The following is a 24,455-nucleotide window of genomic DNA, read 5'->3' on the forward strand; positions in this document are numbered from 1 at the left end:
TCAAGTCAGCTTTAGATTGCATCGTCACGAGCATCGATTCGCAACCATCCCCGAAAGGACACAGAACGATGCAGCCCGCCCGCCTTGAACACGTCAACATCACCGTCAGCGATCCCGAACGCATGGCATCGTTCCTGTCTCGGCTGTGCGGGTGGGAGGAACGCTGGCGCGGCCCTTCGCAACTGGGCGGCTGGACCATCCACGTCGGCAGTGCCGATGCCGACTATCTCGCGCTGTGGACGCCCGACGAGAAGCGGCCGATGCGCTTCGCCAAGGGCCTGCCGCTCAACCATGTGGGCCTGCTGGTGGACGATCTGGACGCGGCGGAGCGCACCGTCATCGAGGCCGGACTCGTGCCGTTCAACCACGCGGATTACGAACCCGGCCGGCGATTCTACTTCTTCGATTGGGACGGCATCGAATTCGAAGTGGTCAGCTACACCTGACCAGCCGCACCCACCACCAGGCAAGCCGCCGCCATGAGCAGGCCGGCAAAGCGGTTCGAGCGAAACCGCGCCAGGGCGCTGTCGCCGTCATCCGGCCGCAGCGTCCCGGCCTGCCAGGCGAGATGCGCCGCCACCGGCAGCAGGGCCAGCAGGGCCACGGGATCGGGCCGCACCAGCCACATCGCGCCGCCCCAGCAGGCCACCGCCATGGCATAGAGCGCGCCCACGCCCGCCTTTACGTGCCGGCCCAGCGACAGCGCGCTCGATCCCACGCCCACCAGCGCATCGTCCTCGCGATCCTGGCAGGCATAGATCGTGTCGTAGCCCATGCACCATGCCCAGCATCCGGCATAAAGCAGGCCCAGCCCGGCCAGCCGGTCGAACCCTGCCACTTCCACCCAGCCGACCGGCGCGCCCCAGGTGAAGACCAGCCCCAGCCACGCCTGCGGCCAGCCGGTGATGCGCTTCATGAACGGATAGGCCGCCACCAGCGCCAGGCTGCCCAGCGCCACCACCTGCGCCTGCCAGCGCAGTTGCAGCAGGACCACCAGCCCGATCAGGCACAGCACCAGCAGCCACACCCACGCCGCTTTCGCCGAAACGCGCCCGCTCGCCACCGGCCGCGCCGCCGTGCGCGCCACCTGCCGGTCGAGATCGGCATCGACGATGTCGTTATAGACGCACCCCGCCCCGCGCATCGCGATCGAGCCAAGCAGCAGCCACAGCACGATCGGCCAGCGCTCGGCTCCCCCCGCCAGCAGCACGCCCCAGGCGCAGGGCCAGAACAGCAGCCACCAGCCAATCGGCCGGTCGAACCGCGCCAGCAGCGCGAAATCGCGCAAGCCCGGCGGCAGATGCGCAACGAGGCCGCGAAGTTCGCTATCGGGAACGATCTGTGCGGAGGTCATGGCGACGCTATAGCACCTCGTCTTCCCCGGGAAAGCGGGGATGACGAAGAGCGCTTGCGGCGATAAGAAGCCGCCATGCCCGCCACCCCCGCCTGGCCCCCACGCAGCGCGCCGCGCCTGTTCGTCGAAACGCCCCTGCGCGAAGGCATAACCCTGCCGCTGGACGGGCCGCAGGCGCACTATCTCGCCAAGGTCATGCGCGTGACGCAGGGCGATGCGGTGATCCTGTGCGATGACATGACCGGCGAATGGCTCGCCACAGTCAATGTCGCGGGCAAGCGCGATGTGACGCTGACGGTCGAACGGTGCCTGCGGGTGCGCGAAGCCGTGCCCGATTTCTGGCTGTGCCCCGCGCTGCTCAAGAAACCGAACTTCGACCTCGTGCTCGAAAAGGCGACCGAACTGGGGGTCGGCACGGTCCGCCCCATGCTGACGCGGCGCTGCGTGGCGGACAAGCTCAACCCCGAACGCGCCCGCGCCATCGTGACCGAGGCGGCGGAGCAATGCGCGCGCACCGCGTTGCCCGTGCTGGCCGATCCGGCGAAGCTGGAGGCGCTGGTACGCGACTGGCCGGCGGAGCGCGCCCTGTTCTTCGCCGACGAGACCGGCGGCGCGCCCGCCGCCGCCGCCTTTGCCGCGCATCCCGGCCCGGCGGGGCTGCTCATCGGCCCCGAAGGCGGGTTCGACGATGCCGAGCGCGCACTGGTCCGCGCCCATCCCGCCGCCGTGCCGATATCGCTTGGCCCGCGCATCCTGCGGGGGGAAACCGCGGCCATCGCGGCTACCGCGCTGTGGATGGGAATTTCCGGCGACTGGAACGGCTGAGCCTTCCATTTTCGGGATAGTGTATTTCCGATTTCGCGCTGGCCAGAAGGCCTTGCAGGCACTAACGGAACGCGCATGAGCACGCGGCAAGTTTCAAATAGCAACGATCCCGTCATCGAAAGCCGCGAGCAGCTCGTGGCCCCCATGCAGCGCGGTGAAAAACCACGCGAAAACTGGCGGATCGGCACCGAGCACGAGAAGTTCGTCTATAGCACGCGGGATTATCACACCCCTTCCTATGCGGAACAGGGCGGCATCCGCGACCTGCTGATGGCGCTGACCGAATACGGCTGGGAGCCCATCATCGAAGGCGGCAACGTGATCGCCATGGGCGGCGCCGATGGCACGGTCAGCCTGGAGCCGGCAGGGCAGTTGGAGCTCTCAGGCGCGCCGCTGGAAAACCTGCACGAAACCTGCGCCGAAACCGGCCGCCACTTGGCGCAGGTGAAGGCGATCGGCGACAAGCTTGGCATCGGCTATCTCGGCCTGGGCCTGTGGCCCGACAAGCGCCGCGAAGACCTGCCGATCATGCCCAAGGGCCGCTACGAGATCATGCTGCGGCACATGCCGCGCGTCGGCTCGATGGGCCTCGACATGATGCTGCGCACCTGCACCATCCAGACCAACCTCGACTACGCGAGCGAGGCGGACATGGTGCAGAAGTTCCGCGTCAGCCTGGCCCTGCAACCGCTGGCGACCGCGCTGTTCGCCAATTCGCCGTTCCTCGAAGGCAAGCCCAACGGGTTCCTGTCGTACCGCAGCCACATCTGGTCGGATACCGATCCGGCGCGCACGGGGATGCTGCCGTTCGTGTTCGAGGATGGCTTCGGCTACGAACGCTATGTCGACTACATGCTCGACGTGCCGATGTATTTCGTGTTCCGCGACGGCAAGTATATCGACGCCGCCGGCCAGTCGTTCCGCGATTTCCTGGATGGCAAGCTGCCCGCGCTGCCCGGCGAAAAGCCGCTGAAGTCGGACTGGATCGACCATCTTTCCACCGCCTTCCCCGAAGTGCGGCTCAAGAGCTTCCTCGAAATGCGCGGCGCCGATGGCGGCCCGTGGAGCCGCATCTGCGCGCTGCCCGCGCTGTGGGTGGGCCTGCTCTATGACCAGACCGCGCTCGACGCGGCCTGGGATCTGGTGAAGGACTGGGACATGGACGGGCGCGAGCGCCTGCGCTCCAGCGTGCCCAAGCTGGGCCTCGACGCGCCCATTCCGGGCGGCGGGACGCTACGTGACATCGCCGGCGAAGTGCTGCGCATCGCGCGCGCCGGGCTTTCGGCGCGCAACCGCCTCAACGCCGCCGGCGACAACGAAACGGGCTACCTGCTCCCGCTCGACGAGATCGTCAGCACCGGCAAGACTCCGGCCGAACGGCTGCTCGATCTCTACCACGGCGAATGGAGCGGCGACGTTTCCAAGGTCTACGCCGTCAAGAGCTTCTGAATCGGGAGAACAAGCGCGATGATTCTGGTCATGGGCAGTTTCCGCCTGCCGGCGGCGAACTTCGACAAGGCGCTGCCGATGATGGCAAAGGTGATCGCCGCCACGCGGCAAGAGGACGGCTGCATTCTCTATGCCTATTCGCGCGACGTGGCCGACCCCGAAGTGATCCGCGTCAGCGAGAAGTGGCGTGATCGCGCAGCGCTCGACGCCCATTTCAAGACCGAGCATATGGCGGCCTGGGCGCAGGAACGCGCCGAACTCGGCCTTTCGGACCGCGACATCCGCATCTTCGAGACCGACGAAGGCGTGGCCGTCTAAGCAGCTATTCGGCCGGCTGAAACTCTACCCGTGCCGGCATCACGCGCCGGCGCAGGCGGTTGAACGCGCTGGTCAGCAGGCCGTGCTCATCCATCCACGCGTGATAGGCGCGGTATTTGGGGTCCGAGGCGAGCAAGTGCTTCTCCTCGGTCTTGGCGCGCCAGTAGTAGACCGCGCTGACCAGCCCCAGCGTGACCGTGTTGCGCACCGCATCGGTCATCGAATGGTTCACGGTCAGGAACGGCAGCGAGGCCAGCCACCAGTAGGCGTTCTTGGACACATAGGCGGGATGGCGGGTGATGGCGTAAGGCCCATTGGTAAGCACGCCGCGCCAGGTGAGGTTGGAAAAGCGCAGGCCGAACGCCACGGTCGCCCAGGCATAGGCCGCGGTCAGCAGCACCAGCGCCGCCCCCCATATCCACAATAGCGTGGTGTGACCCTGCAGCCAGAAGTCCCACTCCGCCCCGTTGGCGCGATAATCGAGCACATCGCCACCGCCCATCAGGATGAACGGCGGGTAGCAGATCAACGCCGAGAGCCAGCCGCCGAGGTAGGGGTTCGCCGTGCGGATCTGCGCATCCAGCGGCTTCATCGTCAGCAGATAGCCGACCATGGCGATCTGCACGTCGACCATGAACATCGTCTCGATCGTCAGGCCGGCGATCCGCACCGGATCGTGGGCCGCCAGCGACCAGTCCGCCTGCACCACGGCAGCGAACCCGCCGGGCAGGATCGAGATCATGAAGGCGCAAAAGAAGCCCTTCACCGTCCACGCGCGCAAGTGGTGATAGACTTCCTCGCGCGCATAGGCCTCGCGCCCCATCAGCATCGCGCCGAAATGCCACGCCCCGTCGCGCGGGTTCACCAGCACGCGATCGAGCCACAGCACATAGGGAACGGAGCCGAGGAACAGCAGCGGGGCGATGGTCTCCAGCACGTCCATCGCGAACAGGTACTGCCCGCGCCAGTACCACCGCCCCAGGCAATAGACGAAGCCGATCAGCGTCCACGTCGCCCACAGCCCGGCCAGCTTGGTGATCGCAATGTCCATCACCTCGCGCAAGGGACGGGGTCTGGACCAGTCGATCCCGGTGGAGGCGCGACGGTGGACCTTGTCGACCAGCAGCGAATAGAGCACCATCGGCGTGCCCGAGAAAAGCAGCGCGAGAAGCGCGGCGGAAGGCCCCACCATCGGTTCGCGCGGCCCCGGCAGGCCGAACATGTCGGCGATGGCGGGCCAGTTGCGGCAGACCAGCACCCAGAACGCCAGACCGGCAAGCCCCGACAGGCCGACGCCAACGGACACATCGCTGTCCGGCCGGCTGGCCGGAACGAAAGGGGCTTGGGGCCGTGTTTCGGCCACGGAACCGTGCGCGCTCATGCGCGGCAGGTTTAGCTTTCAAGCATGAGCAAAGCGTAAAGGCCGGCCGGCGCCAGCCTTATGCCTCGTCGGCGGCCCGATCAGCGAAACGCCGTGATCCGGCCATTGTTGTCGAGGATATAGAGCGTCTGGTTGGCGACCACCGGCGGCAGCGATACCGCGCCGGAAACCTTGCCCCATTCGCTCGCCGTTCCGTCGGTGACCGACAGGGTGAACACTTCGCCGCGCGAATTGGCGACCCACAGGCGATCGCCCGCCAGCACCGGGCCGGTCCAGAAGATCGGGTTGGTCTTCTTCTTCTCGCTGCCCCAGCGGCGCAGCTGGGTCAGCCAGCGCACCTTGCCGGTGCCCTTGGCGATGCACAGCAGCTTGGCTTCGTCGGTCAGCGTGAAGATCCATTCGCCGGCGATGGCCGGGGTGGAAATGCCCGCGAGGTTGAGTTCCCACACGCGCTGGCCGGTAACGAGTTCGTAGGCGGCCATGCGCCCGCCCTGCCCCAGCGCGTAGACGCGGCCACGCTCGATGATCGGATCGGCGTCGATGTCGGTCAGCGTCGAAACGCTGGTGGCGATGCTGGTGCGCGCCAGCGCATCGGACCAGAGTTGGCGGCCGTTCTCGTAGCGGTAGGCGACCAGTTCGCCCGAGCTGTAGCCGGCAACGATCGTGCCCTGCCCGGCAGCCGGCGCGGCCACGCCGAACACGCCGGTCTGCGCGACCGAGGCGGATTCGTTCCAGAGCAGCGCGCCGTCCTCGATATTGAGCGCGACGATCTGGTTGTCCTGCGTCATCACATAGACCGCGCCGAAGCTGACCGTCGGCGACCCGCGCAGCGGCCCGGCCGGCCTGACGCGCCACTTGATCGCGCCGTCCTTGGCATCGAGCGCGGCAACTTCGCCCAGGCCCGTCGTCACATAAACGCGGCCCTCGTTGTACGAAGCGCCACCGCCGAACACCGAACCGCCGTTTTCGGGCAGCTTGAAGCCCGCCCGCCACAGCTCCTTGCCGGTGTTGGCGTCCATCGCGCGGACCATGCCTTCGGTGTCCATCACGAACAGCTTGCCATCGCCGATCACCGGCGAGGCGGCCAGTCGCTGCTTGACCGAGGAACCAGCGATATTGGCGCTCCACAGGCGTTGCGGCGTGGCACCGAGCGCAAGGTGGCCATAGGACTTGCTGGCCGTGCCACCGCCCTGCGCCCATTCCGTGTTCACTTCGGCCGGCGGCAGCACCACCTGCATGCCCGAAATCGCGGTATCGACCTTGGTGCCAGCCTCGATCCGCGAAAGGATCGGCACGCGCTGCCCCACCGTGGGCGTGGTCTTGACCTTGTGCTTGCCCGCACACCCGCCGACCGCGACCGCCAGCGCGATCACCCCGGCCATGCCTGCGCGGCGAACCAGCCGGCGGCGCGCGGCAATGCCGCCATGTTCCTGCACCGGATTGCGCATCATCCCCGTCATCCCCGTCAAACTGGTGTTACTGGGCGCCGGCGTCGGCCGGCCCCTGCTGTGCCTGGCCCTGCGCAATCAGAGCTTTCGGATCATCGATGGTATCAACGCCCAGCGTGCCCGCCAACTGGCGCGCGCGTTCGCGGATCGAGGCCGGAACGGTCTTGTCCTTGGCCATTGCCGCGAACAGCGGCCCGGCCAGATCGTTCTTGCCCTGCTTCAGGTAGGCGACGCCGAGCAGTTCGCCCGCGCTGCCGAACCAGGCGTTGCCCGGCACGGCCAAGGGCTTGAGCCGCTCCACCACCTTTTCCGGCGGCAGCTTGTCCATGGTGATCGCCACTTCGCGGATCGTGGCGAGATCGCGGTAAGCCTGCGGCGCGCTCTGGTCCGCGGCGACGGCGGCGAGCAGCTTCGCGGCATCATCGGTCTTGTTCTGCTGCGCGGCGATGCCGGCCTGCGTCAGCTGCGCGGCTGCGCGATAGCCCGGTCCGCCATCCTTCACCAGCGGCGCCATGCTGTCGCTGCTGGTCTGCACGCGGCCAGCTTCGAGCTGATCGAGCGCGATCGTCATCCGTTCGCCCTGTTCGCCCGCGACCGTGGCCTTGTGATAATCGTACCACAGCCAGCCGGCCAGGCCGACCAGGCCCGCCACCACCAGCGCGCCCACCGGCTTGCCATAGCGGCGCAGCGCATGAAACAACTGGTCCTCGCGCAGCGCATCGTCGACTTCGCGCAGGAACACATCGCCTTGCGCGGCCTTGCGTTCGGCAAGCTGATCGGAGCGGGACTGCGGACGGGTAGGACGAAGGGCCAAGGCTGCGCTTTCGGCGGTCAGTTAACGGAAGTGCCGGGTGTTTAGCGGATAGACCCGCCTTTTCAACGGGAATGATTCTGGAATTCCGTGGGTGAACGTCCGGTGAAGCGGGAAACACTTGGTAATCATGGCCATCGCCCGCCCTACATGAGGGAATACGCGTCAGGGAAACTGGGCGACACCGAGCACCCCGCCATAGAGCGCGGCATAGCGCGCCACCATCGCCGCCTCGTCGAATTCCGCGCGTGCCCGCACCTGGTTTGATGCCCCGATCCGGCGGCGCAGCGCTTCGTCCCAGGCAAAGGCGGCCAGCGTCGCTTCCAGCGCGGCCTCGTCGCCCGCCGGCGTGATGAAATCGCGGTTCTCGTCGGAAACGATGTCGCGCACGTCGCCCACGGCGGGGCTGGCGATCGGCAAGCCCGCCGCCATCGCCTCCACCACGGACAGCGGAAACTGCTCGCTGTCGGACGAGAGCGCGAAAATATCGAACAGGCCGATCGCCTGCGCCGGATCAGCCACATGCCCTGGCAAGTGGACGCGATGCCCTACCTCCAGCGCGATCGCCTCGGCCACGATCGCCTCGCGGTCCGGCCCTTCGCCCACGATCACCAGCTGCCATTCGGGCGGAAGGGCACGAAAGGCGCGTACCAGCCGGCGCAGGTTCTTCACCGGGCGCAAGCCTGCCAGCGTGCCGACCCACTTTTCGCCAGGCCGCTTGACCACGCGCGGCAGCGCATCGCGCTTGGGCTTGCGATCATAGGCGGCGGTGTCGATCCCGTTGGGAATGCGGTGCACCTTGGCGGCGGGCTGGTGCCACGCCTGCAGCGCAACGCCTTCCAGCTGGCGCGACGGCACCACCAGCGCGCTCGCGCGGGCCAGCGCCACGCGGCGATACCAGTTGCGCGTGGGCTTCAGCTTCTCCGCCTCGTCGGCATTGAACCCGTCTTCGTGGTGGACCAGCGGCGCCAGACCCATGGTGGGGCCGAACAGGGCGTGGGCCATCACCGCGTCCATCGCGCCCCAATTGTAGGTCAGGATCAGGTCGAACCCCCGCATCGCGCGGGCCAGCGTCTGCAACCGGCGCACGCCGAACCGCCCGGCCAGCGGCGGGAAGCCGAACGGGGAATGCGCGGAAATGCCCTTGGCGATATGCGCCATCGCGCCCATCGCGCCGGGTTCGGCCGAAACGATGCTGTGGTCGATGGCGGGGCCGAAGCGGTTGATCAGCGCCACGCTGCGGCGCTCCTTGCCGCCCGCACCGAACGTCGAATGCAGGTGCAAGAGGTGCAGGCGCCGTCTGCCGCCGTCGCTCATGAGACCTGGGCGAACAGCCGGTCGATCGCCGCGATCGCTTCCGGTTCGTCCAGCGTAGGTGCGTGGCCGACGCGTTCGATCGTCACAAGCTCCATGTCCGGATGGCGCGCGACCATCCGGTTCGCGGTACCGGCGGAAAGGATGTCCGACAGGGCGCCGCGCAGCAGCAGGCCGGGCCGCCCCGCCAGCGCATCGAACAGCGACCACATATCCACCTGCGGCGTCGCGCCGGCCGGCGCGTCGAACGGTTCGGCGATCTTCATGTCATAGTCGAACGCGATCCGTCCGCCGCTGCCCAGCGCCATCACGCGCTTGGCATAGCGAAGCCAGTCGGGCACGCCGTAATCGGGATAGACATCGGCCTGGCTTTCCTGAAGCGCGCGCGCCGCGTGCATCCAGGTTTCGAAATTCCGGCCCTGCCCCACGTATTCGCGGATGCGTTCCAGCCCGGCCTCTTCCACTTCAGGACCGATATCGTTCAACACGAATCCGGCGATCCGGCTGTTGTCCCGGCCCGCCAGCAGCATCGTCAGCAAGCCGCCCAGCGACGTGCCGACCGCCACGAACCGGGCGATGCCGTGCTGTTCCAGCAGCAATTCGACATCGTCGAGATACTGCGCCGGGTTGTAGGTCATCGGGTCCTTGGCGTAATCGCTGTCGCCCCGGCCGCGCATGTCCGGACAGATGACCCGCCATTGCCCGGCAAGCCGCGCCGCCACATCCTCGAAATCGCGCGCATTGCGGGTCAGCCCCGGCAGGCAGAGCACTGGCGGCTTGTCGTCCGGCCCCGGAAAATCCCGGAAATGCAGGCGCAGCCCGTCGCGGCTGGACCAGCTGCGATTCTCGAAATCCGCCATCGCCTGAAAAACCGTTCCTTGTTCAACGCCCCCACGCGATCCGCGCCATAAGCCGAACATCCGCCCGGCTCAAACACCATTATCCCGTATCCGCGCCCAAATATCCCGCATCCGCAAGCAGACCCGCTTGCCTGCGGATCGCCCAGCGACCACTATCGCTTGATGCAATCCAACCCGCAAGACGCGATCTACACCCCTGATCCCCATATCCTGTCGCTGGCCGATTGGCTCGGCGATCCGGTGGCGCCGGCAGACTTCCCCGGGACCACCCTGCGGTTCCGCAACGATCGCGCAGCGCGGGAGGTGGGCCTGGCCGATCTCGACGACGCGGCATGGATCGCGCATTTCGGCCGCTTCGCGCCATTGCCCGGCAATCTTTCGCAGCCCCTGGCGCTGCGGTACCATGGCCACCAGTTCCGCGTGTACAATCCCGAACTGGGGGATGGGCGCGGCTTCCTGTTCGCGCAGATGCGCGACGGGCACGGCCGGCTGATGGACCTTGGCACCAAGGGCTCGGGGCAAACGCCCTGGAGCCGGCAAGGCGATGGCCGCCTCACGCTGAAAGGCGCGATGCGCGAGGTGCTGGCGACGGAAATGCTCGAAGCGTTGGGCGTCAATACCAGCCGGACCTTCTCCGTGATCGAAACCGGCGAATCGCTATGGCGCGGCGATGAGCCTTCCCCCACTCGCGCCGCGGTGCTGGTCCGGCTCAGCCACAGCCATATCCGCATCGGCACGTTCCAGCGGCTGGGGATGCTGGATGCGCCCGCTGAGATGGAACAGCTCGTCGATTACTGCCTGGCCAGCTTTCCCGGACCCGCCCTTCCCCCCGACGCGCCCGAGCCGGACAACAAGGCGGCACGGCTGCTGCACCAGGTGGTCGAACGCATGGCCGACATGGCGGCGAGCTACATGGTCGCCGGCTTCGTCCATGGCGTGCTGAACACCGACAACATGAACGTGACCGGAGAGAGCTTCGACTATGGTCCCTGGCGCTGGCTGCCCACGTGGAATCCCGCATTCACCGCCGCCTATTTCGATCACTCGGGTCTCTACGCCTTCGGCCGCCAGCCCGAGGCGATCCACTGGAACTGCGGGCAGCTTGCCGTCGCGCTGCGCCTGCTTTCGGAAGCCCCGCCGCTGATCGCGGCGCTGAACCGCTTTCCCGATCTCTACCAGCAGGCGATGGCACGGCGCTGGTGCTGGCGGCTTGGCGTGGAGCCGCGCGGGCTGGAGGAAGACAGCGCGCTGATCGGCGCCTGCGAAGCCGCGATGGTGGCGCAGGGGATCGGGCCGGACGCCTTCTTCTTCGCCCATCGCGGCGGGCGTGGCCCGTTTGCGGACGACGATGCGGGCGCGGCGCTGAAGGAGACGCTTGGCCCATACCGGTCGACGGTCGACGATCACCCCTACTGGACCGACGAAGCCCCGCAATCGATGCTGATCGACGAAGTGGAAGCGATCTGGGAACCGATCGCCGAAAAGGATGACTGGACGGCATTGCACGCCAAGGTCGCCGCCGTCCGGCGCATGGGGGAAGCGCTGGGCGTCGCCCCGGCCCCGCGCGGTCATGCTTGACCGGCTTGAAAATATGGTAACCAATTTCCTGCTAGGGCGTTGCCGATAAAGCAAAAGCGAATGAACCGATGACCGCTCCTTCCGGCAACGATGCCGAGATCGTCTCCTGCGAGCCCGCGACCGGCGCCGAACTGTGGCGCGGGCCGGTGGGTGATGTGGACGCGGCCGTCGATCGGGCGCGGCAGGCGTGGTCCACATGGGCCGCCCAGTCGCTTTCCAATCGCGTGGAACTGTGCCGGCGATTCGCCAACGAAGTCCGCAAGGAGCAGGAGAACCTGGCAGCGCTGATCGCGCGCGAAACCGGCAAGCCGCTGTGGGAAGCCCGCGCCGAGGTCGAAAAGGTCGTCGCCAAGGTCGACATCTCGGTTCGCGCCTATGCCGAACGGTCCGCCCAGCGGAAGTTCGACAGCGCGCTGCAAGGCACCGCCGCGCTGCGCCACAAGCCGCACGGGGTGGTGGCGGTGCTGGGCCCCTACAATCTTCCGGCGCACCTGCCCAATGCCCATATCATTCCCGCGCTGATCGCGGGCAATGCGGTAGTGTTCAAGCCATCGGAAAAGGCGCCGGCCACGGGCGAACTGCTGGTGCAGTGCTTCCACCGCGCCGGCATTCCCGCCAATGTGGTGCAACTGCTGATCGGCGGCCCGGATCAGGGCCGGGCGCTGGCCGAACACGATGGCGTGGATGGGGTGCTGTTCACCGGCTCCGCGCACACCGGCATCGCCATAAACCGGCGTCTGGCCGGCAACCCGGGCAAAATGCTTGCGCTCGAAATGGGCGGGAACAACCCGATGGTGGTGTGGAACACGCCCAAGATCAGCGATGCGGCGGTGCTTGCGATCCAGTCCGCCTTCGCTACTTCGGGCCAGCGCTGCACCTCGGCCCGCCGGCTGATCGTGCAAGGTTCGCTGTACGAACCGCTGATCGACGAGATGAAGCGCCTGGGCAGCCGGCTGATCGTCGGCGCGCCGTTCGATGAACCGCAACCGTTCATGGGACCGGTCATCGACAACGAGGCCGCCGACGGGCTGACCGAAAGTTTCGTCTATCTGCTGTCGAACGGCGGGCGGCCGATCCTGCACATGCGGCGGCTGCACGAAGGCCTGCCGTTCCTGTCACCGGCCATGATCGACGTGACCGACATGGCCGAGCGGCCCGATGTCGAACTGTTCGGGCCGCTGCTGCAGGTGATCAGGGTCGACGATTTCGACCAGGCGATCGCGGAAGCGAACCGCACGCGCTTTGGCCTGACGGCTGCGCTCGTCGGCGGATCGCCCGAGGAATACAACCAGTTCTGGGCCAATGTCCGCGCCGGCGTGATCAACTGGAACCGCCCGACCAACGGCACTTCGCTATCGGCGCCGATGGGCGGGGTCGGACTGTCCGGCAACCATCGCCCGAGCGCCTATTACGCGGCGGACTATTGCGCCTATCCCGTGGCGTCCGCGGAGATGGAGCAACCGCGCGCCGGTATGGGCGTGGGCCTGCGCGACAACTGAAGCCGGACAGCGGCTGGCGCTCAATCGTGCCGGTCGAACTGCACCAGAGCGGTGTCGACCGGGCCACCGGGAACGACGGCCTGGTTGCGCAGGTTCCGCTGCGACAGGTCGGGGTCCACCATCAACTGGCCTTCCAGCGCCTGCGCCATGACCGGATCGTCGGCGTCCGCACGGCGCGGGCCATCGTCCTGCGCGCAGGCGGCAAGCGCGAACGGCACGGCGAGCAGCGCGATGACCGGCAAGGGACGAACCATGCCCCCGTCTTGCCCCCGCCATGGTTAAGGAAGCGTTCGCCGGAACGCGAAAGGGCGCCCCGGCCATTCGCCGGAGCGCCCCTGCTCTGCCCGTGGTGCGACCCGAAGGGCGGCAGGATTTCAGCGGCAGCGCGATCCGCTGCGGTCGATCTCGCGCCCCAGCAGCGCGCCACCGGCGAGGCCGAGCACGGTGCCCACGGTGCGATCCCCGCGCCCGGCAATGCCGCGCCCGATCAGCGCGCCCGCCGCGCCGCCGATAAGCAGGCCGGTGGTGCCGTCCGAACGGCGGCAGTAATAGCGTCCATCACGCCCGCGCCACGATGGGCCGCGGTAGTAATCGCGCCGGCCGGCATCACGGTAATAGCCGCGATCCCCACCACGCCAGCCTTCATGCCAGCCGCGATCTCGGTGATTCCAGCCTTCACCCAGCGCATCCGCCACCGATGCCACGGGCGTTGCGGGAGCCGCCGTCACCGTGGCCGAAGCCGGCGCGGCAAGCGAGAGGGTGGCGGCGGAGAGGGCGGCGGCGATCGCCGCCCGGGTGATGATTCTCATGTCCGGTCTCCTGTTCGTGCGGCCTTTCGCGAATAGGACCCGCGCGGCCGTTGCAAAATTCGGTACCGATACGGACCTGAATAGCGGGCAACCGTTCCGTCAGACTTCGTGAAACAGGATGAAACGAACCGTCACATCGGCAAGCCGTTGAATATTTTGTGCTTGGCCGACGCGCTCGCCAATGCGAGAGGCACCGTATGCCCCCGCCTAACTCCCACCACCGCGCCGGCCTGATGACCGCGGTTGCCGCCTATGTGCTGTGGGGTTTTCTGCCGCTGTTCTTCCATGCACTGCGCCACGTGCCCGCGATGGAGCTGGTGGGCTGGCGCGTGCTGTTCACGCTGCCGCTGTGCCTTGCGATCGTGGCCGTACGCGGACAGGCGGCGGACGTCCGCGCGGCGCTGGCCGACCGCACGGTCCTGCTGCGCCTGTGCGCCAGCGCGCTGCTGATCGGCGCGAACTGGCTGCTCTATGTGATCGCCATCAACAGTGGCCACGTGCTTGCCGCCAGCCTTGGCTACTACATCAACCCGTTGCTTAGCGTGCTGCTGGGCACGATCCTGCTGGGCGAGCGGCTGACGCGCACGCAGTGGACCGCCGTGGCCATTGCCGGGCTTGGCATCGCGTTGCTGCTGGCCGGAGCGATCGAGATGCTGGGCATCGCCCTCGCGCTCGCCGTCAGCTTCGGCCTCTACGGCTTCGTGCGCAAGCTGACCCCGGTCGGCTCGGTGCCCGGGCTTACGATCGAAACCTCGCTGCTTTACCTGCCGGCCATCGTCCTGGTGGCGTGGCAGGCGCGCAGCCCCGCAGGATCGAGCCTGGGCCTCGATGCCGGCACCACCATCGGCCTGTTCGCCTCGGGCCTGGTGACGGCGGCGCCGCTGCTGCTGTTCGCGGTGGCGGCGCGGCGGCTGGATCTTTCGACGCTGGGCTTCGTCCAGTTCATTTCGCCCACGCTGGCCTTCCTGCTGGGCATCTTCGTGTTCGGAGAGCCGCTCGATCCCGTGCGCCTCGCCTGCTTTGTGCTGATCTGGACCGCGATCGCGCTGTTCAGCTGGGACATGCTGCGCCGCCGCCAGCGCGCGCCAGCCTGAACTCCCGTCAGAGCCTGACACCATCGCCATGCCTCGTCATTGCGAGGGGCGAAGCCCCGCGGCAATCCAGAGCGACCCGCGTCGGACTCTGGATTGCTTCGCTACGCTCGCAATGACGATGGAATGCCAAAGACGGCCCTACAGCGCTGCCGCGAAGCGCAGCTTTTCGCCCGTCGCCGCATTGGCAAGCTGGCGTTCCCACATCACGCGGTGCCCGCGCACGATGGTCCCCACCACCTGCCCGGTCAGCTCCATGCCGGTATAGGGCGACCAGCCGCAGCGGCTTTGCAGCCAGTCCTCTGTCACCGTCCACTTCGCCTTGAGATCGACCACCGAGAAATCGGCGTCATAGCCGGTGGCGATGCGGCCCTTGCCGACCAGGCCGAACAGGCGCTGCGGGCCGGCGCTGGTCATGTCGATCAGCCGCGCCAGCGTCATCCGCCCGGCGGCGACGTGATCGAGCATCAGCGGCAGCAGCGTCTGCACGCCGGGCATCCCGCTGGGGCTGGCGGGATAGACCTTGGCCTTCTCCTCGATGGTGTGCGGCGCATGGTCCGACCCGATCACGTCGGGCACGCCCTGCCGCAGCCAGTGCCACAGCCCGTCGACATGCGCGCCGGAGCGGATCGGCGGGTTCATCTGCGCATAAGTGCCAAGGCGCGGATAGGCCTCCTCCCCGCGCAGCGTCAGGTGCTGCGGCGTGACCTCGCACGTCGCCACATCGCGGTGCTGCGCGATCAGCTCCAGTTCGGCCGGCGTGGTCACGTGCAGGATATGGATCGGCCGCTTCGCCGCGCGCGCCAGCCGCAGGATGCGCTGCGTGGCCAGCATCGCGCTTTCATCGTCGCGCCACACCGGATGGCTGGAAGCATCGCCTTCGACGCGATGGTCCTTGCGCGCGTTCATCCGCGCCTCGTCCTCGGCATGGATCGCCACGCGCCGGCTGCCATGGGCGAGCACGCGGGCCAGATCGGCATCCTCCGACACCAGCAGGCTGCCGGTGGAGGCGCCCATGAAGATCTTGACGCCGGCGGTGCCGGGAATGCGCTCCAGCTCGCCCAGATGCTCGGCGTTCTCCGCCGTGGCGCCGACATAGAACGCATGGTCGCACCACATGCGGTGGTGCGCGCGGGCGAGCTTGTCGGCCACGCGATCGGCGGTATCGGTGTTGGGATTGGTGTTCGGCATTTCGAACACCGCCGTCACCCCGCCCATCACCGCGGCGCGGCTGCCGCTTTCAAGGTCTTCCTTGTGCTCCAGCCCCGGTTCGCGGAAGTGGACCTGGCTGTCGATCACGCCGGGCAGCACGTCCAGCCCGGTGCAGTCGATCCGCTCCGCCGCGTCCGGGTACGACCCCACGCCCACGATCTTCCCGTCCCGCACCGCGACATCGGCGACGAACGGCCCGGACGGCGTGTGGACGGTGCCGTTCGACAGGACGAGTTCGGGGGCGACGTTCATCGAAGGCACTCCAAAGCTGAACAAGTTGACAAAGTTGACACGGTCCAGGGCAACACCGTCCGCCGCCCGCCGCTGCGCCTTTGGCGGGAAGCGGAACGGGCGGGAGGCGGCATCATGCGCGCTGCTTTGCCATAGGTGGGGGGATTAGGACAGGGGGTGTTGGGTGGGTGCCCTATGGAACGCGTGGTGTGGATAGTGGGACTGTGCCCTGGCGGGAAATACCCAAGATTCCCCGACACATGCTATCGCGTAATGTCTGATCACACCAGAACCAGCCTCGCGTAACTTTAATAGAACCCGCGCAGCTACGCATCCAATTTTGTCCGATCAGGCGTCAGGTCCCCACCGCTCGGTATAGAGCTAGCCCTGTTGTCGTCGAAACTACAAACGTTTTGATTTCTAAATCATGGGAACTGCCCCAAGTCGGAAACACCTCCCCGGTCGGGCTCGTCTGTAGATTAGAGAGAGCGTTGAAAACCGAATCCTTATCTATCGCCACTCGCCGCTCAAGTACGCCGAGAGAGATCAAATGCTCGATCGATCGCCAAGAGTCCTTACCGTAGCTTTCGCGGGCGGCCTTAAAAAGTTCATACTCGTCTATTTCCACACCCGCCAATTGATTGCCGTCCTTGGACATGGTGCAGTTAGCAGGGCCATCAAAGAAAAATTGGCTCATCCTCGCATCGTCTGGCGTTAGTTTCGATACGATCTCCAGCAATCGGCGGTCAGCCGAGTCTGCGTTGCCGGCAGCCGCCCTCGCGAGCAATCTAGCAAATAGCTCCTGTATCTCAGGTTCGTCCTGTTTGGTCGCTTCCTCGAACCATGAGAACGCGTATCGCTCCGGGATGTGCGCTAGATTTAAGCTGAGCCCCAGCCGATCGAGTTCCTCACGCACCTTAATCTGAATTTTGGCTGCGTTCTTTAGCCGCCACGCGGCGACGCGATCCCCAACCACGCCCTGCCAAGCATCGCTCAGGGATTCCGCCACAGGTTTCGCGGCCTCTAACGCCTGCTTGATGATCTCACCCGGATTGATGGTCATCGACTCTCCCGGCCCGTAAATCGCTACGATCATCTAAGCCGAATTTATGCGTCAGCAGGGTAATCGGCCGCAAGGGCCAACTTACAATCTACGTCACATAACCTATTCTCAAGCTAGGTATGCTGCCCCTACCTTCCCCCCTTCCACACCTCCCCATCCTTCATCACGAACCGCACCTGCCGCAGCGCGGCGATCGTGCGGGTGGGGTCTCCGGCCACGGCGACGAGGTCCGCCAGCAGGCCGGGCCTGACCGTGCCCAGGCGGTCGTCGAGGCCGAACAGCTTGGCGTTGCCTGACGTCGCGGCGAGCAGCACTTGCGCAGGGGGGCAGGCCGGCGGCGGCCATCAGTTCCGCCTCGCGCGCGTTGTCGCCGTGGGCGAAGACGCCGACATCGCCGCCCACGCAGAACGCGACGCCCGCCGCGCGGGCGCGGGCGAAGGCGGTGCGCGCTTCCTGCACCATGGGCGGCGCCGGCTCCGCCCCGTTCCAGCCGCGATAGCGCGCGATCGCGTCGGTGGCGGCGAGCGTGGGGCAATAGCCGGTGCCGTGCTGTTTCATCAGCGCGAAGACCTCCGCCGTGCCTTCGTCGCCATGTTCGATAGTATCCACGCCGGCCAGCACCGCGCGGCGCATCCCTTCCGCCGTGCCGGCATGGGCGGCGACCTTGCGCCCGGCGCTGTGCGCGGCCTCCACCGCCGCTGCCATTTCCGCCTGGGTAAAGGTCGGCCGGCTCGGCTCGCCCGCGCCCCAGCGGTAATCGGCGTAAAGCTTCACCACGTCCGCCCCCGCGCCGATCTGGCGGCGCGCGGCGGTGACGAGCGCCGGCCCGTCCGCCTCCTCCGCCCCCAGCGGCACGGCCACGCCCGGCTCGAACCCGCGCGGGCCATAGGCGCCGGGCGCGACCAGCGCGCGCGTGGCCACCAGCATCCGCGGTCCCGGAACGATGCCCTGCGCGATCGCCTGCTTCAGCCCGACATCGGCATAGCCCGCGCCTTCGGTGCCGAGATCGCGCACGGTGGTGAAGCCGGCCATGAGCGTCGCCCGCGCGGAAACCGTGGCGCGCGCGGTGCGCAGCGCCAGCGGCTCGTGCAGCACCTGATCGTCCCACGGCGTTTCGTTGTAGGGGTGGAGGAACACGTGCGAATGCCCCTCGATCAGGCCGGGCAGCAGCGTGGTGCCCGGCAGATCGATCACCCGCGCGTCGGCCGGGGCGGCGATGGCCGGGCCGACCGCCTCGATCCGGTTGCCGCGCACCAGCACCTGCCAGCCGGCGTGCGGCTCCGTGCCGGTGCCGTCGAACACCGCGTCGGGCTTGAGCAGATAAGTGCCACGCGGGGCCTCCTGCGCGGAAACGGGAGAGGCCAGCAGAGCGGCGATGAGGGCAAGCAGGGGGCGTGCGAGCGGGCGGGCGAACAGGCGGAACATGGGCGGACTTCCTCTCGTCAGGCGGCGATTTGAGCGGGCGCGGCGGGAAAGTCCAAGCCCTAAATTGCCGGCGTGGGATGGCCCACCCCGCTGCGACTAACGCCGCCGGTGGCGACGCAAGTCTCGCTCCCCTCCCGCAAGCGGGAGGGGGTTCCCGTATTCTCCCCTCCCGCTTGCGGGAGGGGCTGGGGGTGGGCATCGACCGCCCCCTCTTGATTCCGCCCGCGCCGGCCTCCAGATTCGCGCGATGACCGCAACCCGCCTGTTCGACCGCGCCGTGCTCCGCCTTTCGCCGCAGGAGGCGGGCGAGGATGTGGCCGGCTTCCTCCAGGGCCTTGTCACCAGCGACATGAAGGGGCCGCTGCCGGTCTGGACCGGGCTGCTGACCGCGCAGGGCAAGGCGCTGTTCGATTTCATCGTGTGGCGCGATGGCGACGACCTGCTGGTCGACTGCGAGGCCGGCGTCGCCGACGCGCTCGCCCGGCGGCTCTCGCTCTACCGGCTGCGTCGCAAGATCGCCATCGCGCGCGACGAGTCGCTCGCCGTCCACTGGAGCCCAAGAGAGGGAGCGGCAGAGGGAGAGCATCCCGACCCGCGCCTGGCCGCGCTGGGCCAGCGCTGGCTTGCCACCGCCGATCCCGCCGACCAGTCCGCCGACGCCATGTGGCGCGCGCACCGGCTGGCGCTGGGCGTGCCCGAAGGCGCGGGCGAACTGGGCAGCGACAAGACGCTGTGGCTGGAAGCCAACGCCGGCGATCTCAACGGCGTGAGTTTCACCAAGGGCTGCTACGTGGGGCAGGAAAACACCGCGCGGATGAATTGGCGGCAGAAGGTGAACCGCCGGCTGGTGGTGGTGCCGCTGGACCGCTCCGACGAAGCGCGGCGGCGCGTGGCCTATCCCGACCTTGGCCTTGCCGTGGACCACTTGCGCGTGGAGGATCTGCCCGCCGATCTTGCCCCCGCGTGGATGGCGCTGGCGACGGAAGGGGCCGGGGAAGACTGACCCGCCGCTAACCCTGCTGCTGTACGATGCCGGCGCGTTCGGCCGCCTCGACCAGCATCGCCTCGGCATGATCGCGCGCGGCGGTGCGCGGCAGGCCCAGCGCGGCGGACAGCGGCCCGCCCATCTGCGCGTCGCCCAGCGCCATCAGCGTGAGCGTGAGCGTGGTGGCATGCATCTTCGCCGCCTCGGGCTCGTTCAGTTCGGTGACGAGGTCGTGGATCGCATCGACGATCGGATCGAGCGCGTCCTCGTTGCCCGAAAGCAGCATCCACGAGGCGAGCGCGCCCGCGCCCTCCTTGTCGAAGGCGTCGAAGGTCAGGTCCACCACCTCGCGCGGGGAGCCGACGCCGGAGCGCGTGGCAATCACCGCCTCCGCGATGGTGCCGCAGATGGCGGAGGCCAGATGCGCCGCCAGCGCCTTCTGCAAGCCCGATGCCGAGCCGAAATGGTGCAGCAGATTGGCATGGGTGCGCCCGATTCGCGCCGCCACGGCCTTCAGCGTCACAGCCTGCGGCCCCGCTTCGATCAGCAGCGCACGTGCGGCTTCGAGCGCGGCAATGCGGCTCTCCTCAGGGCTGAGACGTTTCCTTATTGACATTGATGTAAGTTACTATACCTTGAACTGCATGAACGCAATCACCGATCCCATCGCCGTAGAACGCGCCGTTGCCGAGGGCAAGGTTGCGCCTACCCCTTCCGACCTCACCATCACCGTGCGCGACCGGCGCTTCGGGCGGGACGAGAAGCCCGGCCGCTGGTGGCTGGCGAACGATCCCGTCGCCACCGCCTGGCACAACGCGCTGTCCGCCACTTTCCCGCGCGGCGAAGCCTTCTTCATCGAGGCGGTGAAAGCCCATCGCGATGGCGTGCCGCCCAAGCTGGAGGCGGAGATTCGCGCCTTCGTGAAGCAGGAAATCAACCACACCCGCGAACACATCGTGTTCAACCGCGCCGCCAGCGAAGCCGGCTACGACATCGACAAGATTGACAAGCGCGTGGAGGAAATGCTGGCGTTGACGAAGGACCGCCCGGTGATCCTGAACCTGGCGGCGACGATGGCTCTGGAACACTATACCGCGATGATGGCGCACGAGTTCCTCGCCAACCCGCAGCACTTCGCCGGGGCCGAGCCGGAAACCGCCGCGATGTGGCGCTGGCACGCGATGGAGGAAATCGAGCACAAGGGGGTGGCCTATGACACCTGGCTGCACGCCACGCGCGACTGGAGCCGGTGGAAGCGCTGGAAGGTCAAGTCGCTGATGATGCTGGTCATCACCAAGAACTTCCTGACCCATCGCGTGGAAGACACGCTGGACCTGCTGGCGCAGGACGGGTTGACCGGCGCGAAGTGGAAATGGCGGCTGGCCGCCTACCTGCTGGGAAAGCCCGGCGTGCTGCGCCGCATCTTCCCGGCGTGGATCAGCTATTTCCTGCCCGGCTTCCACCCCTGGCAGCATGACGACCGCAAGCTGATCAACAAGGCCGACAGCGAGTTCCCCGACGCGCGGCTTTCGGCAGCCTGAAACCAGCCTTCCGGAGACGCTGCTCCTTTCCCTTGCCGGACCGCGCGCCTAAGCTGCTGCGGTTTCGGCAAGGCAGGAGGCGACCGGCATGATCGACCACATCGGCATCGCGGCGAAGGACTACGCCGCCTCGCGCCGGTTCTATGACGCCGCGCTGGCGCCGCTGGGCATCATCCCGGTGATGGAGCTGACCACTGCGGAAACCGGCGGCTACGAAGGCGTCGGCTATGGCGGCGACGGCAAGCCGTCTTTCTGGGTATCGAGCGGTGGCCCCAACGGCGCCGGCGTGCACATCGCCTTCACCGCGCCCACCCGCGCGCTGGTCGATGCCTTCCATGCGGCCGCCATGGCGCACGGCGGGCGCGACAACGGCGCACCGGGTCTGCGCCCGCACTACCATCCTGCCTACTACGGGGCCTTCGTGTTCGATCCCGATGGCGTCAACGTGGAAGCGGTGTGCCACGCGCCGGAATAGCTTGGCGCTTCAACTTTCGGCCGTTCCCGGCGGAGATCGTAGGCACGCTGCGCGGCGGCGACTTCGACCATGCAGGTTTCCGCCCATTCCAGCATCGAGCGGCAGGCCGCCATCAGCCCGCGCCCCAGCGGCGCGATGCTGTAGGTGACGGTGACCGGCACGGTCGGCTCTACCGCGCGCAGCACCAGCCCGTCACGCTCCAACGCGCGCAGCGTCTGCGCCAGCATCTTCTGCGAAATGCCGCCGATGCGCCGCTTCAGTTCGCTGAAGCGCAAGTCCTCCTCGCCCAGCAGCAGCAGGATCAGCACGCTCCACTTGTCGGCAATGCGATCGAGCAGCTGCCGCGTGGGGCACTCGGCGGCATAGGCATTGCCGCGCCGATCATGGGCGCGCCGCGCATCGCCACGAGGGGCGAGCGTTACCGTGAGGTGACCTAGTATGGAATCCGTGCGTTCTTGCATGGAGAGTTTCCATAGCGCAGCTGGTACCCATTGGAAACCACGCAAGGAGACAGGCCATGGCCATTGCAGTTCTGGGCGCCAGCGGACGCGCGGGATCGGAAATCGTGAAGGAGCTGGTCGCGCGCGGCTACGAGGTGATCGCCATCGCACGCAAGCCCGAAGCGATCCCAGCGCTGCCGGGTGTGACCGCCAAGGCGGGCGACGCTGCGGACCCGGCCGCGCTGGCCCCGCTGATCCGGGGCGCCGACGCGGTGATCAGCGCGATCCATTTCGATGTGTCCGCCGCCACCCTGCTCTCGGCGCTGAAACAGGCCGGCGTCGGCCGCCTGCTGGTGACCGGCGGCGCGGCCAGCCTGGAAGTGGCGCCGGGCGTGCGGCTGATCGATACGCCGGAGTTCCCCGAAGCGTGGAAAGGCGCGGCACAGGGCGGGATCGCCTTTCTCGACGCGCTGAAGGGCGAGACCGAGATCGACTGGACGTTCTTCTCGCCCGCCGCCTTCATCTTCGAAGGCCCGCGCCTTGGCACCTATCGCGGCGGCAAGGACCAGCTGGTGACCGACGACAAGGGCGAGAGCCGGATCAGCTTTGCCGACTATGCCATCGCCATGGTCGACGAGCTGGAACAGCACCGCTACCCGCGGGCACGGTTCACCGCCGGGTATTGAACGACGGCGGGCAGACCGGCATCCGGTAGTCCGGTTCGTCATTGCGAGCGCACGCGAAGCAATCCAGAGCCCCACCTGCCGCTCTGGATTGCCGCGGGGCTTCGCCCCTCGCAATGACGAAGCCCGGTTATCCAACCCCTTCCGAATGAGGCCCCTGCCCCTAGGCGGCGCGCATCACCTCGATAGAATCACCGGCATCGCCGCCTTCGCTCCCACCGTTCACCGGCGCGGCAAGGTGCAGCACATAGGCCGCGGATGGCGCCGCCCCGCGCCGCGCAAGGCTGAACCGGGGACGGACATCGCCGGTGGGCACGAAGCCCGCCTTGGCGAGCACCCGGCCCGACGCCGGGTTATCGAGGAAGTGGTGCGCGCCAAGCCGGCGGTGCCCCAGCGTGGGCGCGAGCGCGAGGACCGCCCGCACCGCTTCCGTCGCATAGCCCCGGCCCCAGTGCTGTCGCGCGATCCAGTATCCCAGTTCGGCCCCGCCGTCCTGGTCGGCCAGCCCCACGCAGCCGATCAGCTTTGCCCCGGTTGCACCGGGCAGCGTCACGAAAAAATGCGGGTGGCGCCGCGCCTGCGGCTGGCTGGCGAAGGCGCGCGCGTCGGCCGGGCTGTAGGGCCAGGGCGCGCGAGCGAGATTGCGCACGACCGATTCGTCGTCGATCAGCGCCAGAAGCTCGGCCCAGTCCTCGGGCCAGCCCGGCCTCAGGAACAGGCGTTCGCTGCGAATGAACATGGCACATCTCCTTCATCCGCCCCTCACGCGCCCACTAAGCACATGAAGTGACAGCATTGTTTCGCGTTGCGCCGGAACGATGCGGAATCACGCCATGCAGGCGGCCATGGGCCACCCGCGCGGTCATCCGAATTTCCGATGCGGCGGGATGAGGGAGAAACAAAAAAAGGGAGACGGGTCGGCCCCTCTCCCTCGTTCGGCCGGTCTTTCTGCGAAGACCGGCGGGGCCATCCCGTCAGGATGGCCCTTTATCGACCATCCGATTACTCGGCGGCTTCCGCCATGGCATCGACCGACACGTACTTGCGGCCGAGTTTGCCGGCGTGGAAGCGTACGCGGCCCTCGGTCAGCGCGAACAGGGTGTGATCCTTGCCGATGCCGACGTTGGCGCCCGGGTACACCTTGGTACCGCGCTGGCGGATGATAATGTTGCCGCCGATCACTTCCTGACCGCCGAACTTCTTCACGCCAAGGCGGCGACCAGCCGAATCGCGACCGTTACGCGAAGAGCCGCCTGCTTTCTTGTGTGCCATCTCGTCTTACTCCGGATCTCGAATCAGGCCACGGACACGATGCGCAGCAGGGTAAGCTGCTGGCGGTGACCGTTCTTGCGGCGATAGTTGTGGCGGCGGCGCTTCTTGAACACCACGACCTTTTCCGACTTGGCCTGCGCGATGATCTCGGCCGAAACCGTGATCTTGGCCGCGTCAGCCAGTTCGCCGTCCTTGCCCGCAAGGAGGACGTCACCGAGGGTGATCGTTTCGCCGGCTTCACCCGCCAGCTTCTCGACCGCGATCTTGTCTCCGGCGGCCACCCGATACTGCTTGCCGCCCGTGCGCACTATTGCGAACATGGTTCTACTATCCGTCTTTCAAGTCTGCCCGTCTTCACGTCTGCTCGCCAGACCCCGCACGAATCGGCGGA

Annotated in this window: 26 protein-coding genes and 1 pseudogene; 11 read left to right on the top strand and 16 right to left on the bottom strand. The window is 67.4% G+C overall.

The annotated features are described in order from the left end of the window. Positions 1–68: 68 nt before the first annotated feature. Positions 69–446, top strand: coding sequence for a VOC family protein (locus F1640_RS06565; protein ID WP_124811184.1), 378 nt, complete (start codon positions 69–71; stop codon positions 444–446). Here F1640_RS06565 and ubiA read toward each other — a convergent pair. Then, positions 437–1,354 (bottom strand): 4-hydroxybenzoate octaprenyltransferase, encoded by a 918-nt coding sequence (gene ubiA, locus F1640_RS06570; protein ID WP_194918353.1) that lies wholly within the window; start codon positions 1,352–1,354, stop codon positions 437–439. The genes F1640_RS06565 and ubiA overlap by 10 nt on opposite strands. Before the next feature lie 75 nt (positions 1,355–1,429). On the opposite strand from ubiA, the gene F1640_RS06575 reads away from it, so the two are divergent. The 3 genes from F1640_RS06575 (at position 1,430) to F1640_RS06585 (ending at position 3,946) form a co-directional block, all read left to right on the top strand. Continuing rightward, positions 1,430–2,179 (top strand): 16S rRNA (uracil(1498)-N(3))-methyltransferase, encoded by a 750-nt coding sequence (locus F1640_RS06575; RefSeq protein WP_194918354.1) that lies wholly within the window; start codon positions 1,430–1,432, stop codon positions 2,177–2,179. 75 nt (positions 2,180–2,254) lie between these two features. Next, positions 2,255–3,628, top strand: coding sequence for a glutamate--cysteine ligase (locus tag F1640_RS06580; RefSeq protein ID WP_194918355.1), 1,374 nt, complete (start codon positions 2,255–2,257; stop codon positions 3,626–3,628). 18 nt (positions 3,629–3,646) lie between these two features. Further along, complete coding sequence (locus tag F1640_RS06585) at positions 3,647–3,946, top strand: putative quinol monooxygenase (protein ID WP_194918357.1); 300 nt, start codon at positions 3,647–3,649, stop codon at positions 3,944–3,946. Between the two features lie 4 nt (positions 3,947–3,950). Here the strand turns inward: F1640_RS06585 and F1640_RS06590 are convergent, their stop codons facing one another. From F1640_RS06590 to F1640_RS06610, 5 genes are all read right to left on the bottom strand, one after another. Next, a complete protein-coding gene (locus F1640_RS06590; RefSeq protein ID WP_194918359.1) occupies positions 3,951–5,327 on the bottom strand; it encodes an isoprenylcysteine carboxylmethyltransferase family protein in 1,377 nt (458 codons plus the stop codon). An 80-nt stretch (positions 5,328–5,407) separates the two neighbouring features. Then, positions 5,408–6,778 carry a PQQ-binding-like beta-propeller repeat protein gene (locus tag F1640_RS06595; protein WP_375336183.1) on the bottom strand — a complete coding sequence of 457 codons (1,371 nt, stop codon included), beginning with the start codon at positions 6,776–6,778 and terminating at the stop codon, positions 5,408–5,410. 25 nt (positions 6,779–6,803) lie between these two features. Then, positions 6,804–7,589, bottom strand: a complete 786-nt coding sequence (locus tag F1640_RS06600; protein WP_125953817.1) for a tetratricopeptide repeat protein — start codon at positions 7,587–7,589, stop codon at positions 6,804–6,806. 162 nt (positions 7,590–7,751) lie between these two features. Then, complete coding sequence (locus F1640_RS06605; protein WP_124811191.1) at positions 7,752–8,903, bottom strand: glycosyltransferase; 1,152 nt, start codon at positions 8,901–8,903, stop codon at positions 7,752–7,754. Then, positions 8,900–9,760: an alpha/beta fold hydrolase gene (locus tag F1640_RS06610; RefSeq protein WP_124811192.1), complete on the bottom strand. Its 861-nt coding sequence runs from the start codon at positions 9,758–9,760 to the stop codon at positions 8,900–8,902. Before F1640_RS06610 ends, F1640_RS06605 begins: the two co-directional genes overlap by 4 nt. Positions 9,761–9,922: 162 nt before the next feature. Between F1640_RS06610 and F1640_RS06615 the strand changes: the two genes are divergently transcribed. Together F1640_RS06615 and astD are read left to right on the top strand one after the other, a co-directional pair. Next, on the top strand, positions 9,923–11,338 hold the full coding sequence (locus F1640_RS06615; protein WP_194921227.1) for a protein adenylyltransferase SelO: 1,416 nt from the start codon (positions 9,923–9,925) through the stop codon (positions 11,336–11,338). 68 nt (positions 11,339–11,406) lie between these two features. Further along, positions 11,407–12,837, top strand: a complete 1,431-nt coding sequence (astD, locus tag F1640_RS06620; RefSeq protein ID WP_194918361.1) for a succinylglutamate-semialdehyde dehydrogenase — start codon at positions 11,407–11,409, stop codon at positions 12,835–12,837. A 20-nt stretch (positions 12,838–12,857) separates the two neighbouring features. Here astD and F1640_RS06625 read toward each other — a convergent pair whose 3' ends face one another. Continuing rightward, positions 12,858–13,091, bottom strand: coding sequence for a hypothetical protein (locus F1640_RS06625; RefSeq protein ID WP_124811194.1), 234 nt, complete (start codon positions 13,089–13,091; stop codon positions 12,858–12,860). Between the two features lie 120 nt (positions 13,092–13,211). Next, positions 13,212–13,646, bottom strand: a complete 435-nt coding sequence (locus F1640_RS06630; RefSeq protein ID WP_190287381.1) for a glycine zipper 2TM domain-containing protein — start codon at positions 13,644–13,646, stop codon at positions 13,212–13,214. 233 nt (positions 13,647–13,879) lie between these two features. On the opposite strand from F1640_RS06630, the gene rarD reads away from it, so the two are divergent. After that, positions 13,880–14,740: an EamA family transporter RarD gene (rarD, locus tag F1640_RS06635; RefSeq protein WP_255530296.1), complete on the top strand. Its 861-nt coding sequence runs from the start codon at positions 13,880–13,882 to the stop codon at positions 14,738–14,740. A 138-nt stretch (positions 14,741–14,878) separates the two neighbouring features. Here rarD and F1640_RS06640 read toward each other — a convergent pair whose 3' ends face one another. The 3 genes and pseudogenes from F1640_RS06640 to F1640_RS06650 all read right to left on the bottom strand — a co-directional run bounded on the left by F1640_RS06640 (position 14,879) and on the right by F1640_RS06650 (position 18,668). Next, the gene (locus F1640_RS06640) at positions 14,879–16,201 is read right to left on the bottom strand and encodes a dihydroorotase (RefSeq protein WP_194918365.1); all 1,323 of its coding nucleotides are present in this window, start codon (positions 16,199–16,201) and stop codon (positions 14,879–14,881) included. Positions 16,202–16,535: 334 nt separating this feature from the next. Next, positions 16,536–17,243 carry a hypothetical protein gene (locus F1640_RS06645; RefSeq protein ID WP_194918367.1) on the bottom strand — a complete coding sequence of 236 codons (708 nt, stop codon included), beginning with the start codon at positions 17,241–17,243 and terminating at the stop codon, positions 16,536–16,538. 128 nt (positions 17,244–17,371) lie between these two features. Next, positions 17,372–18,668 (bottom strand): annotated as a pseudogene (locus tag F1640_RS06650) (amidohydrolase family protein). Between the two features lie 247 nt (positions 18,669–18,915). Between F1640_RS06650 and F1640_RS06655 the strand changes: the two are divergent. Then, positions 18,916–19,671, top strand: coding sequence for a folate-binding protein YgfZ (locus tag F1640_RS06655; RefSeq protein ID WP_194918369.1), 756 nt, complete (start codon positions 18,916–18,918; stop codon positions 19,669–19,671). Between the two features lie 7 nt (positions 19,672–19,678). On the opposite strand, the gene F1640_RS06660 is transcribed toward F1640_RS06655, so the two are convergent. After that, complete coding sequence (locus F1640_RS06660) at positions 19,679–20,269, bottom strand: TetR family transcriptional regulator (RefSeq protein ID WP_125953826.1); 591 nt, start codon at positions 20,267–20,269, stop codon at positions 19,679–19,681. 28 nt (positions 20,270–20,297) lie between these two features. Here F1640_RS06660 and F1640_RS06665 point away from each other — a divergent pair, with 28 nt between their 5' ends. Continuing rightward, positions 20,298–21,194, top strand: a complete 897-nt coding sequence (locus tag F1640_RS06665; protein ID WP_124810901.1) for a metal-dependent hydrolase — start codon at positions 20,298–20,300, stop codon at positions 21,192–21,194. An 88-nt stretch (positions 21,195–21,282) separates the two neighbouring features. Then, a complete protein-coding gene (locus F1640_RS06670; RefSeq protein ID WP_194918371.1) occupies positions 21,283–21,669 on the top strand; it encodes a VOC family protein in 387 nt (128 codons plus the stop codon). On the opposite strand, the gene F1640_RS06675 is transcribed toward F1640_RS06670, so the two are convergent. Next, the gene (locus F1640_RS06675; RefSeq protein WP_194918372.1) at positions 21,603–22,130 is read right to left on the bottom strand and encodes a helix-turn-helix domain-containing protein; all 528 of its coding nucleotides are present in this window, start codon (positions 22,128–22,130) and stop codon (positions 21,603–21,605) included. The genes F1640_RS06670 and F1640_RS06675 overlap by 67 nt on opposite strands. A gap of 56 nt (positions 22,131–22,186) precedes the next feature. Between F1640_RS06675 and F1640_RS06680 the strand changes: the two genes are divergently transcribed. Beyond that, a complete protein-coding gene (locus tag F1640_RS06680; protein WP_194918374.1) occupies positions 22,187–22,795 on the top strand; it encodes an NAD(P)-dependent oxidoreductase in 609 nt (202 codons plus the stop codon). A 160-nt stretch (positions 22,796–22,955) separates the two neighbouring features. On the opposite strand, the gene F1640_RS06685 is transcribed toward F1640_RS06680, so the two are convergent. The 3 genes from F1640_RS06685 to rplU form a co-directional block, all read right to left on the bottom strand. After that, on the bottom strand, positions 22,956–23,531 hold the full coding sequence (locus F1640_RS06685) for a GNAT family N-acetyltransferase (RefSeq protein ID WP_194918376.1): 576 nt from the start codon (positions 23,529–23,531) through the stop codon (positions 22,956–22,958). Positions 23,532–23,794: 263 nt separating this feature from the next. Next, a complete protein-coding gene (rpmA, locus tag F1640_RS06690) occupies positions 23,795–24,064 on the bottom strand; it encodes a 50S ribosomal protein L27 (protein ID WP_124810905.1) in 270 nt (89 codons plus the stop codon). A gap of 23 nt (positions 24,065–24,087) precedes the next feature. After that, positions 24,088–24,384: a 50S ribosomal protein L21 gene (gene rplU, locus F1640_RS06695; protein WP_124810906.1), complete on the bottom strand. Its 297-nt coding sequence runs from the start codon at positions 24,382–24,384 to the stop codon at positions 24,088–24,090. Positions 24,385–24,455: the final 71 nt, after the last annotated feature.

It is taken from the genome of Novosphingobium sp. NBM11, assembly GCF_015390225.1.
Lineage (GTDB): Bacteria > Pseudomonadota > Alphaproteobacteria > Sphingomonadales > Sphingomonadaceae > Novosphingobium.